General features: G+C 39.3%; 12 protein-coding genes and 1 tRNA gene. 6 read left to right on the top strand and 7 right to left on the bottom strand.

Going from position 1 to position 15,198, the window contains the following annotated elements:
- Positions 1 to 45 precede the first annotated feature (45 nt).
- Positions 46 to 127, top strand: a tRNA-Leu gene (locus ACOQO1_RS10975).
- Positions 128 to 207: 80 nt separating this feature from the next.
- Here the strand turns inward: ACOQO1_RS10975 and ACOQO1_RS10970 are convergent.
- Positions 208 to 1,290, bottom strand: a complete 1,083-nt coding sequence (locus ACOQO1_RS10970) for a glycoside hydrolase family protein (protein ID WP_420602919.1) — start codon at positions 1,288 to 1,290, stop codon at positions 208 to 210.
- A 293-nt stretch (positions 1,291 to 1,583) separates the two neighbouring features.
- Here ACOQO1_RS10970 and ACOQO1_RS10965 point away from each other — a divergent pair, with 293 nt between their 5' ends.
- Entirely contained in the window at positions 1,584 to 2,936 is a 1,353-nt protein-coding gene (locus tag ACOQO1_RS10965) for a sulfatase (RefSeq protein ID WP_420602918.1), read from the top strand.
- Between the two features lie 100 nt (positions 2,937 to 3,036).
- Positions 3,037 to 4,845 carry an arylsulfatase gene (locus tag ACOQO1_RS10960; RefSeq protein ID WP_420602917.1) on the top strand — a complete coding sequence of 603 codons (1,809 nt, stop codon included), beginning with the start codon at positions 3,037 to 3,039 and terminating at the stop codon, positions 4,843 to 4,845.
- A gap of 87 nt (positions 4,846 to 4,932) precedes the next feature.
- On the opposite strand, the gene ACOQO1_RS10955 is transcribed toward ACOQO1_RS10960, so the two are convergent.
- The 6 genes from ACOQO1_RS10955 to ACOQO1_RS10930 form a co-directional block, all read right to left on the bottom strand.
- Positions 4,933 to 6,063: a sialidase family protein gene (locus ACOQO1_RS10955; protein WP_420602916.1), complete on the bottom strand. Its 1,131-nt coding sequence runs from the start codon at positions 6,061 to 6,063 to the stop codon at positions 4,933 to 4,935.
- 96 nt (positions 6,064 to 6,159) lie between these two features.
- Positions 6,160 to 7,326, bottom strand: a complete 1,167-nt coding sequence (locus ACOQO1_RS10950; RefSeq protein ID WP_420602915.1) for an aldose epimerase family protein — start codon at positions 7,324 to 7,326, stop codon at positions 6,160 to 6,162.
- A gap of 14 nt (positions 7,327 to 7,340) precedes the next feature.
- Positions 7,341 to 9,155: a glycoside hydrolase family 2 protein gene (locus ACOQO1_RS10945; RefSeq protein ID WP_420602914.1), complete on the bottom strand. Its 1,815-nt coding sequence runs from the start codon at positions 9,153 to 9,155 to the stop codon at positions 7,341 to 7,343.
- Positions 9,156 to 9,254: 99 nt separating this feature from the next.
- The gene (locus ACOQO1_RS10940; RefSeq protein WP_420602913.1) at positions 9,255 to 10,190 is read right to left on the bottom strand and encodes a pyridoxal-phosphate dependent enzyme; all 936 of its coding nucleotides are present in this window, start codon (positions 10,188 to 10,190) and stop codon (positions 9,255 to 9,257) included.
- A 92-nt stretch (positions 10,191 to 10,282) separates the two neighbouring features.
- The gene (locus ACOQO1_RS10935; RefSeq protein WP_420602912.1) at positions 10,283 to 11,185 is read right to left on the bottom strand and encodes a universal stress protein; all 903 of its coding nucleotides are present in this window, start codon (positions 11,183 to 11,185) and stop codon (positions 10,283 to 10,285) included.
- A gap of 83 nt (positions 11,186 to 11,268) precedes the next feature.
- Positions 11,269 to 11,958, bottom strand: a complete 690-nt coding sequence (locus tag ACOQO1_RS10930) for a Crp/Fnr family transcriptional regulator (RefSeq protein WP_420602911.1) — start codon at positions 11,956 to 11,958, stop codon at positions 11,269 to 11,271.
- A gap of 118 nt (positions 11,959 to 12,076) precedes the next feature.
- Between ACOQO1_RS10930 and ACOQO1_RS10925 the strand changes: the two genes are divergently transcribed.
- The 3 genes from ACOQO1_RS10925 to ccoS all read left to right on the top strand — a co-directional run bounded on the left by ACOQO1_RS10925 (position 12,077) and on the right by ccoS (position 15,196).
- The gene (locus tag ACOQO1_RS10925) at positions 12,077 to 14,449 is read left to right on the top strand and encodes a heavy metal translocating P-type ATPase (protein ID WP_420602910.1); all 2,373 of its coding nucleotides are present in this window, start codon (positions 12,077 to 12,079) and stop codon (positions 14,447 to 14,449) included.
- A gap of 15 nt (positions 14,450 to 14,464) precedes the next feature.
- Positions 14,465 to 14,917, top strand: a complete 453-nt coding sequence (locus ACOQO1_RS10920; protein ID WP_420602909.1) for a hypothetical protein — start codon at positions 14,465 to 14,467, stop codon at positions 14,915 to 14,917.
- A gap of 69 nt (positions 14,918 to 14,986) precedes the next feature.
- Positions 14,987 to 15,196 carry a cbb3-type cytochrome oxidase assembly protein CcoS gene (gene ccoS, locus ACOQO1_RS10915; protein WP_420602908.1) on the top strand — a complete coding sequence of 70 codons (210 nt, stop codon included), beginning with the start codon at positions 14,987 to 14,989 and terminating at the stop codon, positions 15,194 to 15,196.
- The last annotated feature ends 2 nt before the right edge of the window (positions 15,197 to 15,198 follow it).

Raw genomic sequence — 15,198 nt, 5'->3', positions numbered from 1 at the left:
GGTATTTATGAATCGGAAAATTGATTTATATTTGCACACCTTTTTGCGGGTGTGGTGGAATTGGTAGACACGCTAGACTTAGGATCTAGTGCCGCGAGGCGTGGGGGTTCGACTCCCTTCACCCGCACAAAAAGCTCTCAAAATTTTGAGAGCTTTTTTATTTATAACTTTCTGCTTTTCACTAGCTACAGATCCGAACAGTAAAACTTATTTGGTTTTAATTGGAATATGCACATTAAATGGGAGGTTATTCCCCTCACCATCTTTTAATTGTGCTGCACAGAAGAGCATAGCTGGTTTACCCTGTTTATCAAGCCATAATTGAGGTCTTTCCAAATATCGTAGTTCACTAGTTGTGCCATCTTCCCATTTGATTTTTGGAGTCATAACGTTCGGATTCTCTGCTGCATTCCAATCTTTACCATTGTTGGATGTAAAAAGAGCTAATCCATGGTCTCCTGTATAAAGACCCCGTTGATCATCCAATATGGCATAATATCTCCCGTCTTGAAACCATAAAAAGGGGTCTTCGGCCTCTTTGTCGGTTAAAATAGGGTTCTCCGCAATAACGAAAGGCCCATCCGGATTCAATGATGTGGCAGTACAATGAATCATTCGGTTTTTAAGTTCAGGAGTGTTTGATCGTGTTTTGAAAATCATAAGATAGGAACCATCAGGTTTTTGGCAAACACTTGGGTTTACCATATACCCTTCAGCTCCTTTTCCTTCTTGGTAGTCTATCAAGGGTGATTGGGAAACTTTCCAAGGACCTGTTGGGTTTTCCGCAACCGCAACACCAATCCTTTGCCCCCAACGGTGGTTTTCTGTGTCATTCTCCCTTCCAAAATCGTCATTAACGTGTGAAATAAAGTATAGGTAGTATTTGTCGCCAAACTTTTTGATATGTGGATTATGGGCGGACTGCTCGTTCCAATGCCCTTTGCCAAAACCTTCTAATATTACCTTCTCATGTTTATATGGACCTCCCGGGGAATCAGCTGTTGCATAGGCAATCACCGAATGGTCCAACCATCCTGGAAATCCTTCAGATTTGGGCCATCTTGAATAATAAAGGTGGTATTTTTGGTCATCTCCTTCCACCATTGAAGCTCCCCATATATAATAATTGGGATCTTTAAGTACCGAATGTAAAGGAGTAGGCTGCACAAGATTGCTTAAAACCAATTGCTGAGAGGGATTGTTTACTTCCTTTTGTCTTTCTTTCTTTTCTTTACATGATACGGTCAGTAATAGAAGAATCCCCAAAACTGATATTTTTCTATTTTTCATTTGACGAATTTATTTGGTTACCATTGTTTTGCCCTTTTCATTGCTTCCAGTGGTTTACAAAATGGAATTATTTGGTTGCTCTTTAGATGAAAAATGACCAAAAAGTAATAGGTATTTTTTGATTATTCATTCTTTTCTACCATATATAGCAATAAATGATTGTAAATGGCAAAAAAAGTACAGGATTAAGCAACCTATCAACAGGTAAGAACTAACTCCTTTCATTACATTTAACTTTTGACAAATGCTTTTTTTGATTAAAGCAGATAAACAGATAATTACGAGTTCATATTATGAAAGCTAAACAAACTATATACAACCTATTGTTGTTTTTTACTTTGATGTTGTGCTTTGGATGCAATGGCAAAGCTTCGGTTGAAAAAGAAAACGACCAAAACCCGAATGTCATAATTATCTATGTGGATGATATGGGCTATGGGGATTTAAGTAGTTTTGGCAACCCTACAATCTATACGCCCCATTTGGATAAAATGGCTGCCGAAGGGATGAAACTTTCACAGTTTTATGTTGCAGCACCTGTGTGTAGCCCTTCAAGAGCAGCATTATTGACAGGAGCTTACCCAAAACGGGTAGGATTGGAAAAGGGAGTGCTCTTTCCTCAATCCGTAACTGGTCTTAATCCGGAAGAACAAACTATTGCAGAAGTCCTTAAAGAAAAAAAATATTCCACAGCCTGTATAGGCAAGTGGCATTTGGGCCATCAAGAGAAATTTCTTCCACACAACCAAGGGTTTGATGAATTTTTTGGTATCCCTTTCAGTAACGATATGAGCAAAAAAGAGCAGGAATACATGGGGAGAAATGATTACAATTGGCAATTGCCCTTGCTATCACAATCTGATACTTTGGAACTGGACCCAGACCAGACCACACTGACCAAAAGGCTAACAGAGAAAGCAGTGACCTTTATAAAAAAGAATAGTGATGAACCTTTCTTCTTGTATTTGGTGCACCCAATGCCACACATTCCCATATATGCCTCTCCCAAATTTCAAAATACAAGTGTACGTGGACCATATGGTGATACCATTGAAGAAATTGATTGGAGTGTTGGGCAGATATTAGAAACGTTGAAAACAGCAGGAATTGATAAGAATACGTTGGTGGTTTTTACTTCGGACAACGGTCCATGGAAAGTATTTAAGACAGAAGGGGGGTCTGCCGGCCCCCTAAGAGGTGCCAAAGGGACCACATGGGAAGGAGGGCAACGAGTACCGTGCATTGTCAGGTGGCCAGGAAAGGTCCCCGCAGGTACTGTACAACGACAGGTCATTACCAATATGGATCTATTGCCTACCATTGCGAACTTGTGTGATGCCCAACTTCCCAAAAAGAAAATAGACGGGCGTGACGTTTCCAACACTCTTTTAGGAACAGGTCAGAATTTGGACAGTTCACCATTTTTGTACTATGCTTCCAATGGAAAACTTGAAGGTATCAGAGATGGAAAATATAAACTCCTACAACTTGAAGAAGGTACTTTTCTGTTTGATCTAGAGAGTGATATATCTGAGGAATACAATTTATTTGAAGAACATCCTGAAAAAGTGGCCTTGCTCAAGGAAAAAATGAAAAAGCTGGATTCTGTTATAAGCTTGGAAAGACGAACCGTTGGAAGCTTGTGAAGCACATAATGAATTTAAACCTAAACAAATTGGGCAAACTATGAAGGCATTTACGGAATCGAAGCAGTTGGTAAACAGTAGTTCAATCCAAAGAGGCATCATGAAAAAAATAAAAATAGAGTGCGTTACCATACATCATTTTTTGGTTTTATGGGTGGTATTGGTCTTGTTATCTTCTTGTGGAGACAAGAAAGCGCCAAAAACAATCGATGCAAACAAACCCAACGTCATTATCGTAATTACAGATGATCAAGGATATGGAGATTTAGGCCACACAGGTAACCCGATCATTAAGACGCCACATATTGATGAATTTTCTGAAGAGGCTGTTAACCTAACAAATTATCATGTGGGTACCACATGTTCCCCAACTAGAGCCGGCCTTATGACTGGCCGAAACTGCAACAGAAATGGTGTCTGGCATACCATTATGGGAGCCTCAATTCTTAATGAAGATGAAACTACATTTGCCGATGTCTTTAAAGCAAATGGATATGCAACCGGAATGTTCGGGAAATGGCATCTTGGCGATAACCATCCTTTCCTGCCTCAAGACAGGGGTTTTCAAGAAGCCTTTTACCATGGAGGTGGAGGTGTTGGCCAAACTCCTGATTACTGGAACAACGATTATTTTGACGACACCTATTTTAGAAATGGGATTCCGGAAAAGAAGAATGGGTACTGCACGGACGTTTGGTTCGAGGAGGCCATGAAATTTATGGAAAGCAGCAAAGAAAGTCCTTTTTTGTGTTATCTAAGCCTAAATGCGCCTCATGGCCCCTATAATGTGCCACAAGAGTATTATGACTTGTACAAGGAAGAAGAACAACTTTCAGAAAGGCAGAAGAGATTTTATGGGATGATTACCAATATTGATGATAATTTTTCAAAATTATTAAGACATATGGAGAAGCTGGGAATTTCGGACAATACCTTAATAATCTTCACAACGGATAACGGCACCGCTTCAGGTTCAGGGGGATATAATGCGGGCATGCGAGGAATGAAAGGAAGTGAATATGATGGAGGGCATCGCGTCCCGTTTATTGCGCGCTGGCCCAACGGAAATCTTACAGGAGGCAAAAACTTGGATGGTCTTACGGCCCATGTTGATGTATTTCCAACCCTTATGACCCTTATGGGATTGAACTTTACACCAGAAAAAAACATGGATGGTAAAGATATCAGTAGTTATCTCTTGGGTAAAGAGGATATTATGGACAGGTACTTGGTTACAGATACCCAGAGGGTGCCATGGCCTATAAAAGGAAAACAGAGCTGTGTAATGAATGGAAATTGGCGTTTGGTCAACGGAACTGAACTTTACAATATTTCGAAAGATCCTGGCCAACAAAAGAACATTGCCGATCAATACCAAGAAAAGGTCAAGGAAATGAATACTTTTTATCAAGATTGGTGGAACGAGGTAGCCGAGGAAACAAAATATTCCACAATCAATTTGGGGACTTCTAAGGTCATAGATGTTTTAACTTGCCATGATGCGCAAACTAAAGATGAGTATCCGCCTTGGAACCAGACTATGGTAAGAATGGGAAAACCGATGAAGCCAGCACCTTTTTCCGTAAATTTTGTAAGTGCAGGCACCTATCGGTTTTATCTGAGAAGATGGCCGGTTGAGAGCAAACTTTCACTCGGGGAGAGCGTAAGTGACTCCATACCACCAACTTCTTTTAAAAATGCAAGGGTAAATGGAAGGACCATGGAATTTGTAAATGCCCATTTAGAGGTTGCAAATCAAAAAAAATCGATAAAAGTGGACAATACAAAAGAAGCAGCAATACTGGAGATGGAAGTACAGCAGGGAACTACAGAACTTTTAGCTTATTTTGATATGAGTAATGGGGAACAGACGAATGCTTTTTATGTGAATGTTGAAAAGGTAAATTAATGGCCCAAGTTTGCTGCTAACCGATTCAAATTATTTTGGTTAAATAAAAGTGTTCCCTTGTAATATTGCTTAATACCGCAATCACGGCTATTCACTTTTTTTGGTCATCATATATTGATCGTTTCCATCGGTAAGCCATTCCAGTGAAACTCGTGTAAAAACATTTTCGGTATAATTATCTTTTTCAAAGAACAAACCAATATCTCCATTGGAAAGAATGGTCAAAGATGAATATGCGGAACCTTCTTTATAAATGGTTTTGCCTTTTGACCAAGTTTTTCCTTCATCATAACTGATTCTTAAGGTCAGGTTCGTTCGTTCGGATTCCATTTTTGCGTTTGAAAACAGGAGCCTATTTTTGTTGGAGCCATCCTTAACACTGGTATATCTAATAATACTGGCATTGCAACCAGGATCTATTAGGGTTGAATCAGGTTTTGAAAACCATGTTGTACCTTGATCTGTTGAGGTATGTACAAATCGTAACCCTTTACCATTTACACGACTGTTTATCATCCAAGTTCCATCCTCCAATTGAACAATTTTAGATTCATCTCCGGGCAAAATCGGGTTGTCAATTAAATACCAATTTTTACCTTGGTCGTCGCTGCCAAAAAGATGAAGGCCCTTATCCAAATTTACAAGGGTATGCAATAGCTTTCCGGAAGTGGTTTGAATTCCCCTACCTGAGGTTATGAACTTGAAATCTTTGTGCCAATTGGACTTTGTTATTTGGGAAGTAATATCAATTGGTGAACTCCAGGTTTTTCCGTTGTCCAAACTCTTTGTAAGCATCAAGTAATAGATGTCCTTTTCTTTGTCTAGATCCATGTAATTAAAGAACATGAATATTGTTCCCGTAATTTCGTCTATAATCATGGAAGGGTCAGAAGCAGATTTGCCTATGGGATAGTCTACGATGGTCTCAATGTTGGACCACGATTTCCCGTTGTCCGTGCTACGCCGAAGCACAATATTGATGTCATTGTTCCATTTTAAGTCACCACAAGAGGGGACCCTTTCGTCAATTGCTACCACCAAATCTCCATTTGGAGCAGTTACCATAGCAGGTATCCTATAGCAAGAAACGCCAGGTTTCAATGTAGCATCAAACAAATTTGTAAAGGTTAAGTTGTCACCAAGAGCCTGTGTTTCTTTATTCTGTGGGTGCCCCACTATTACAATTGCAGAAAAGAATATGGTAAATGGTAGTTTCATTGATCTGAATGAGCCATTTGAACTCATAACTGAAATTACAAAAATTAAACTTCAGAACTTTTTTAGAATTGATTTCCTGCTTGGATTAAATTCAAACTACTCAACAGTTGAAAACTTATAAATGCAAATAGAGTAGTATTCTTGGTCGGGATCTAATCTTACAGAGGGAAATTGTGGTTTGTTAGGACTATCGGGGAAATGTTGCGTTTCCAGACAAAAAGCAGTTCGGTAGCCATATGATTTTTCATATTTCCCTGTTACGGAACCATCCAAAAAATTACCGCCATAAAATTGTAAACCAGGTTCGTTGGTAAATACTTCCATAACCCTGCCAGAGGTGGGTTCAACTACTTTGGCCGCAAAATTCAACCCATTTTTATTTTGATTCAATACAAAATTATGGTCGTAGCCCAATCCAAATCTGAGTTGTTCGTAAGATTCGTTTACCCGTTTGCCAATTGGAGTCGACTCTTGAAAGTCCATGGGCGTGTTTTCTACTTCAAGTAGTTCACCTGTCGGAATCAATCCTTCATCCACTGGGGTATAACGAGACGCGTTGATTTGTAATAAATGGTCATTGATGGTTCCATTTCCGGCCCCTTTTAAGTTAAAAAAGGAATGATGGGTAAGATTTACAATAGTGGATTGATCAGTAGAAGCCCAATATTCTATTTTCAACTCATTGTGATCTGTTAGTTGGTATTTTACCTTTATGGTCAGGTTTCCTGGATAACCTTCTTCCATGTGTTTGGATAAATAACTGAGTTCAAGTGCTTGTGGGTTTATTTGCTCCACATCCCATACCACGGCATCGTACCCTTTGTTTCCACCATGCAAATGATTGTTGCCATTGTTGGTTACCAAGGTATACTCTTTTCCATCCAAAGTAAATTTACCTTGCCCAATCCGGTTCCCATACCTTCCTATCAATGCGCCGAAATACCTTTCTTTGGTGGTCAAAAAATCATCAATGTTCGAATGCCCCAGAACAACATCTTCATAATCGCCATTCTTGTCCGGTATCCATAATGACACCACTTTCCCACCATAATTTGTGATTTGACAAACGGTTCCCATTTTATTTTTAAGGGTATACAGACGTACTTTTTTGCCATCCACTATTTTTTCAAAATCTGCTTCTTTGATCAGTGTAATTTCTTTGTTTGAACCCATTTGCGCTTTTGCTGCAATACTTGTAAATAAAAATAGGATAATCAATATCTTGTTGTTCACAGTATTGCTTTTTAAGATTGAATTTTTCATGTTATTGACCGCTCTTATTTCTTATTGATAAGGCCACTGTTGATTTTGTGTACTTTTTCAACATCCATTTTAATGATTTCGCGATCGTACGTAATCAATCCATTTACTTCGCCCTCAACATCTGTTGTCTGGGTATAAATGGCAGCGGCCAATCCTTTTTCAATTAAAGTAGGAATCTGAGCAGTAAGATCGGTATAAGATTTCAATAGTTCATCTCTGCCAGTTAAATTTCTATACCCCCAGTTCTTATCTTTTTGCCATAAATGTCCCTGAATGGGCAAGCCCAATCCACCATATTCACCCAATAATAAGACACGTCCGTTCAAAATATCAGGAGCGTGCAAGTTTGCCTGAGGCATGGAAGGTCCAGGGTATTGATGCTCATCAACCGTATGTCCGGCTGCAAAAAAATTTCCTCCACTTGGTCCATTCACCAAACGGGAGGGATCATAATCCATGGTCCAGTTAATGACTTCCACCGTATTGAACTGCCCCCAGGCTTCGTTAAAAGGAACCCACATTACTATGCTGGGCTTATTGTAATTGGCATCCATTATAGCTTTCCATTCCGTGTAAAATTGATGCGCGGATTGTGCAGTTCTTACCATTTCCCTGCCATCATACCCAGACGGTCCTCTCCAGTCTGCACTTTTATCTCCATTGGGCATATCTTGCCAAACCAACATCCCAAGTTTGTCGCAATGGTAATACCATCTGGCTGGCTCCACTTTTACATGTTTTCTTATGGTGTTGAAACCTAATTGTTTGGTTGCTTTTATATCATATTCCAGAGCTTCGTCGGTAGGAGCGGTATACAATCCATCTGGCCACCAACCTTGATCTAATGTTCCGTACTGAAAAAGTATTTTATTGTTCAATGCCATGCGTTCATGACCTTGGCCGTCTTTTACCACCGAGATTTTTCGCATAGCGAAGTAACTATCCACTTTATCCCTTGATCTTCCGTTTTCCAACATTTCCACTTTAAGGTCATATAAAAATGGAGTTTTGGGCGACCATAATTTTGCATCTGGAATAGTTAGGATAATTTTTTGACCAACTTTACCTTCGGCAACGGCTATTTTATTGCCCGAATCGTAAGCGGTTAACCTAATGGAATGGGTGGCTTTGGATGTTTTATTGGAAATTGTGGTTACGGCCAATTGTTGGTTGTCAACATCTGGTGTTATTTTGATGGATTTGATGGATTGGTCAGGAACGGGTTCAAGCCATACAGTTTGCCAAATTCCAGTGACCGGCGTGTACCAGATACCTTCTGGTTTTGATACTTGTTTACCTCGCGGTTGGGTGCCTTCACTTGAGGGATCCCATACGGAGACTACTAATTCTTGAGGACCTGATTTATGTAAAGCGTTTGTAATGTCAAAAGAAAAAGGATTATAACCGCCCTGATGTTCGCCCACCTTTTGCCCGTTTATATAAACAACTGTTTTCCAATCAACGGCACCAAAATGTAAAAGGATGTTCTGGTTTTTCCATGATGAAGGAGCTGTAAAGCTTGTTTGATACCAAACCTCTTCATTGGGACCTACTCTTTTTTGAACGTTGGATAAATGAGATTCAATAGGGAAGGGGACTGTTATTTTGCCATCATAAGAAGAAGGAATAGCACTGGCCTGTTTTTTAATGGTATAATTCCACTGCCCATTAAGATTTTTCCATTTGGCCCGCACCATTTGGGGACGGGGATACTCAAGCAATGGAGATTCTTTATCTACCTGGTCTGTCCATTTTGTGGTTAAAGTTTGTGCGCATAAGTAAAATTGAAAGGGTAATATGAATGCTAGCAGCGTAAGTTTGATTTTCATTTTTGAGCAGTATGATTTTGAGAAACGTAAAAGTTACGCTTAAAAGAAAAGAAATGCAAATCTTCCTACTTGCCATGATGGCTGAATCCAAGGAATAATTTAAAATGGTAAATTCTGTAAATCAACATTACCTCCTGAAAGGATCACACCTATTTTTTTGCCAGTTATCTCATTTTTGTGTTTGATTGCGGCGGCAAATGCTACTGCAGAAGATGGCTCACAAATTATCTTTAAACGCTCCCATATCATTCGCATGGCATGTATGATTTCATTCTCGGTTACCCTAACAATGGAATCCACATATTGTTGGATGATAGGAAAATTTCTATCGCCCAGCTGGGTCTTTAACCCATCAGCAATGGTATTGGTAGTTTTATTGGTTTCAATGTTTCCGCTGAGCATGGATCTGTACGCATCATCAACTTCATAGGGTTCTCCGCCAATCACCTTACAGTTATTTCCAAAATACTGGCTAGCTAGAGCGGTTCCCGCTATTAGTCCACCACCACCCACAGGAGCAAACACATAATCCAAATCTGGCTGCTGTTCCAAAAGCTCCTTGCATGCCGTTCCCTGACCTATTATTACATTGTCATCATTGGATGGATGGATGAACGTGGCCCCTTCTTTTTCCTGAATAGATTTTGATTTGGCTTCGCGAGCTAGAAGAGTGGGTTCGCATTCTATTACAATACCTCCATAACCCCTGACAGCATCTTTTTTTACCTGCGGTGCGTTTGAAGGCATTACAATAAAGGCCTTTACGCCCAAACTCTTGGCAGCAAGAGAAAGTGCTTGGGCAAAATTCCCAGAAGAATGGGTCACCACACCTTGTTGTCTTTGCTTTTCAGTGAGTAGCATGATGGCATTGGTGGCTCCACGCATTTTAAATGCCCCCATTTTTTGAAAATTCTCGCATTTAAAGAAAATAGAGGCATCCGCCATTGCATCAATGAGTTGTGAGGTAAGCACAGGGGTATTGTGAATAAAAGGTTTTATTCTTTTGTGACATTCAATAAATTCAGATTTATCCATCAAATTACCTTATACCATGAACTGCATAAAGATAGGAAGGGAATGGCAATTTAGATTGCCATTTTTTCAAAAGGGAAAAAAGGGTTTTGAGTTTAACGTGAAATTGCCTTTTCTTGTTCTTCAGGACTATTGGAAACCCCATCCATTCCCAATTCTGGAATCACCAATAAAGGAATTTGTGTATGGAAAGCTGTCCTTTTTACAATAGGTTCCCGTGTCATTTTTTCCAAATAACTATGTTGATAATTCAACAGAGCCAATAAATGAATGTCCAATTCTTCAGAAAACATTTCAAGCGTCTGTGAAACGGAGTGGAGTTCAGAAACGGTATGCACATAATGTTCAGTACCATTGAGGTACCTCCTGAGCATATTTAGGTTAAACTGTTGCAATTCAGATAAGGCCTTAATCCCATATTGCACATGTACAATACGAATGGTGGCTTGGAACATAGCGGCAAGTTCCAATAAGGGATTGAGTTCTGAAGCCGTATAAAATCGATTAAAATCGGTAGCAAAGGCAATCTCTGTCGGTGTGATAAAATCAAAGTGTTGGGGTATGGCCAAAACCGGACATTTTTTAATGTTCTTTATAATACGTACCGTATTACTGCCCATAAAAACCTCATCAATACCAGAAGCTCCCTTGGTGCCTGTTATAACCAACTCAATATTATGCTGATCTACCAAATCTTTTACTTCCTCAACCAATAAATTAAAAGAAGAAAAAGTCTCAAAATCATGTTTTGTATTGCCATATTTACTTTTGATGCGGGCAACTGTTTTCTGCAACCCTTCCTCTGATGAATTTCTAACGGCATCAACTATACGTACCCCATCAATCATTTTTGCCATAAACCTGCTACTTGGGATAACAGGGGTATAGGTGTTCAATAAATAAAATGTGCATTTTTTATTTCGGAACAATTGCATGGCATAGTCAATAGCATTCCATGCGTTCTCTGAAAAATCTGTAGGTATTAAAATCTTTTGCATCCGATTAAAAATAAGATGGAATAAAATTAGGGCTACGCAAAAGGGAATACTATGACAATTATCAGCTTTTTAAAAAGGTGGATTTAGAAACCTTCTACCAGCTCCTGTAATTTACGCTCATCCTTAATCCCAATCTTCTTGCCCGAAGCACGGATGAGTCCTTTTTTCTTGAATTCTGAGATGATTCGGATAGCAGATTCAGTAGCTGTGCCCACAACATTGGAGATATCTTCCCGGGACAAGGTCAGAGCCAAAAAGCCTTCTTCGTCCTCACCAAAATTGTTTTTAAGATAAAGGAAAGCCTCAGCAATACGCTGTTTCACCGTTTTTTGTGAGATGTTCACAATGACATCATCAGCTTCCTTTAAGTCGTGAGCCATATGGCGCAATACTTCCAAAGTGAAGTTTGGATTTTTTTGCAGTGTGTTTATAATGGTCTCCTTTGGAATAAAGCAGACCTCCATATCGTTCACAGCAATGGCAGATAGGTTTGCAGATTCTTCCGAAATAACGGAACGTTGCCCGATAACTTCCCCTTTTGTTGCCAATTTTACAATTTGATCTTTGCCATTGGCACTCAATTTTGAAAGCTTGGAAACCCCGTTTCGAACACAATAGACCCCATTAAGTTTGTCACCTTCTTCAAAAAGAGGGTCACCTTTCTTTACTTTTTTTGTGGTTTTGGAGTCCGACACTTCCTTCAATTCCTCTTTGCTCATGGCCCTGAGGGAGTTAAACTGTCTGATAATGCAATGTTCACACCTACTCTCCATAGTTGATCGATTTACCTGAATCACAAAATTACTTCCAAAGTATTGAATGGGAACTGATAAATGTCATATTTTAAAAAAGGATTGTGCTGCAATTTTGTCTCGGGTAAAGCAAATGTAAATGGCAAACATGACATGTTATCATTGTGGTGATAATTGTGACGGTGGCCGCATAAGTTTTGATGAGAAAAACTTTTGCTGTAATGGCTGTAAAACAGTCTATGAGATCTTCACATCCAATGGTCTGTCAGATTTCTATGAAATAGAGGCGCGGGCGGGTACCACGCCCAATGAAGTCCAAAAGAAATATGATTTTTTGGACAATCAGGAAATTGTGTCCCAACTTGTGGAGTTCGATGAAGAAGGAATTCAAGTTGTGAATTTGAGTATTCCCACCATTCATTGCAGTTCTTGTATTTGGGTCTTGGAAAATTTGAATCGATTGCATTCTTCCATTTCAAATTCGCAAGTCGATTTTCCAAAGAAAACCATTAGGGTTACTTATAAAATAGACGGTTTTTCATTAAAAGCACTTGTGTTGCTCTTGAGCAGTATTGGGTATGAGCCATACATTTCTTTGGAGGAATACAGTAAAAAAGACAGCAAAGTTGATCGTTCGCTCATTTATAAATTGGGTGTTGCAGGTTTTGCTTTTGGGAATGTAATGTTGCTGTCCTTTCCAGAATATTTTGAAGTGGAGGAATTTTGGCTGGATCAATACAAACAAGTATTTCGTTGGTTGATGTTTGTTTTTTCCCTTCCAGTGGTTTTTTATGCCGGTCAGGACTATTTTAAATCGGCCTATAAAGGATTACGCTCTAAACTATTGAACATTGATGTGCCCATTGCATTGGGTATTCTGACCTTGTTCTTGAGAAGTACGGTCGATATCATTTTTGATTTGGGTTCTGGTTTTTTTGATAGTCTTACCGGATTGGTGTTCTTTTTATTGCTCGGGAAGTTTTTTCAGCAAAAAACCTATTCGTTTTTATCATTTGAGCGGGATTACAAGTCCTATTTTCCCATTGCAGTGACCCGGCTGGGGGCTAATGGAGAAGAGGAAAACATACAGGTATACAAAATAAAAAAAGGTAATAGGATCTTGATTCGTAACCAGGAAATTATTCCCGTGGATTGCATTTTGATTAAAGGCGCGGCCGAAATTGATTACAGTTTTGTGACCGGAGAATCCCAAGCGGTTATCAAAAATTCAGGAGATAAGCTTTTTGCTGGAGGCAGGCAACTTTCAGGAGTTTTAGAAGTTGAGGTACTACGATCGGTATCTCAAAGTTATTTGACCCAATTATGGGGTAACTCCGTGTTCCAAAAAGATAAAGTTTCGGCCTTTCAATCCTTGACGGACAGTATTGGTAAAAGATTTACTATTGCCGTTTTGAGCATTGCAATCATCTCAAGCATTTTTTGGCTCTTCTATATGCCAAGTATGGCTCTTAATGTGTTTACGGCTGTTTTGATTATTGCCTGTCCATGCGCTATTGCACTAGCCGCCCCTTTTACTTTGGGCAATATGCTCCGCATTTTTGGAAAGCACAAGTTCTATCTAAAAAATGCCAATGTAATAGAACGATTGGCCAAAGTGGATACGGCAATTTTTGACAAGACAGGGACAATCACTTCTTCACAAAAGGAAACCATTACCTATGAAGGAATTGAGTTGACCGATGATGAAACGGTACTTTTAAAAACTACCCTAAGGGCTTCCAACCACCCCTTGAGCAGGTCGCTTTATAACCTTCTTAAGTCAAATGACATTGAAACCCTAGATGAATTCCAGGAATATACAGGCCTGGGCATTGAAGGAAAAATGAACGGGCATAGCATTAAATTGGGATCCGCGGCCTATGTGGGTAAAGAGGTGGTCGTGTCACAAGAAAATACGTCGGTATTTGTGAATGCTGATGAAGATTATAAAGGCCGATTTGTGTTCAAAAATAACTATAGAAAGGGTGTTGATGGGTTATTTGAAGAACTGGGAAGGTCAATGGAAATTGGAATTCTTTCTGGTGACAACGATGGTGAAAGAATACTGTTACAACAAAAGCTGCCAAAAAAGACCACCTTGTTGTTTGGTCAAAAACCCGAGGATAAACTGGATTATATTAAACAACTGCAAGATAAGCGCAGTGTGCTTATGGTGGGCGATGGATTAAATGATGCCGGAGCTTTGGCCCAAAGTGATGTTGGAATAGCGGTTTCGGAAGATATAAACGTTTTTTCACCGGCTTGTGATGGTATTTTGGATGCCTCGAACCTAACCAGGCTGCCCATTTTTGTAAGATTGGCACAGAAATCTGTACAGGTGATAAAAATGAGTTTTATACTCTCACTTTGCTATAACCTTGTGGGACTATACTTTGCCGTTACAGGTCAATTGGAACCTGTGGTGGCTGCTATTTTAATGCCGTTGAGCTCTATTAGTATTGTGGTGTTTGCCACATTGATGACCAACTTGTTGGGAAAAAAACTAAACTAACCAAAGGAGAATTAAATGATGAAGATTAAAACCGTTTTAGAGAATGTTAAGGAAAGGCTAGGGCCCGATTTATTAGCAATTAGTATTGGTTTTGTGTATTTGTGGTTTGGAAGTCTAAAATTCTTCCCAAGCCTTAGCCCTGCCGAAGGCTTGGCAAAAAACACCATTCATGCCCTTACGTTTGGTGTTTTGCCAGATTCGATTTCCATTGTCTTATTGGCTATTATGGAAGTTGGCATTGGTATTTTCCTGATACTTAATATTTGGCGAAAGATTACCATCAATATGGCTCTTTTCCACATGGCCTTGACGTTTGCCCCTTTATTGTTGTTTCCTACAGAGTCATTTCAAAGTGCTCCGTTGGTGCCAACACTTCTGGGGCAATATATAGGTAAGAATTTTATAATAGTCGCCGCACTTTTGACAATGATGAAAAAGGACAAAATTGAGGGAAAAACAATAAAATAGTAAAAGCTGACATATGTCATTTTTTTCAAAAAAGCCTAACAGTAGTTTTACCGCATAATTCAGGTAGGTATGAGTGTAATTTATGTGTTGTTGGCCATAAGCATTTCCGTTGCCTTGGTCTTTTTTGCCGCCTTTGTATTCTCTGTTAAAAAGGGGCAGTATGATGATTCCTATACTCCATCCGTGCGAATGCTTTTTGAAGACGAATTGATAACAGATCCAGAAATATTAAGTTCAGAAGAAAAAGAAATCAAACAAACTAAAAGTACAAACCAATAAAT

It is taken from the genome of Flagellimonas sp. (assembly GCF_965222555.1).
In the GTDB taxonomy this organism is placed as follows: domain Bacteria; phylum Bacteroidota; class Bacteroidia; order Flavobacteriales; family Flavobacteriaceae; genus Flagellimonas.
This window is presented reverse-complemented; position numbering and strand designations above follow the sequence as displayed.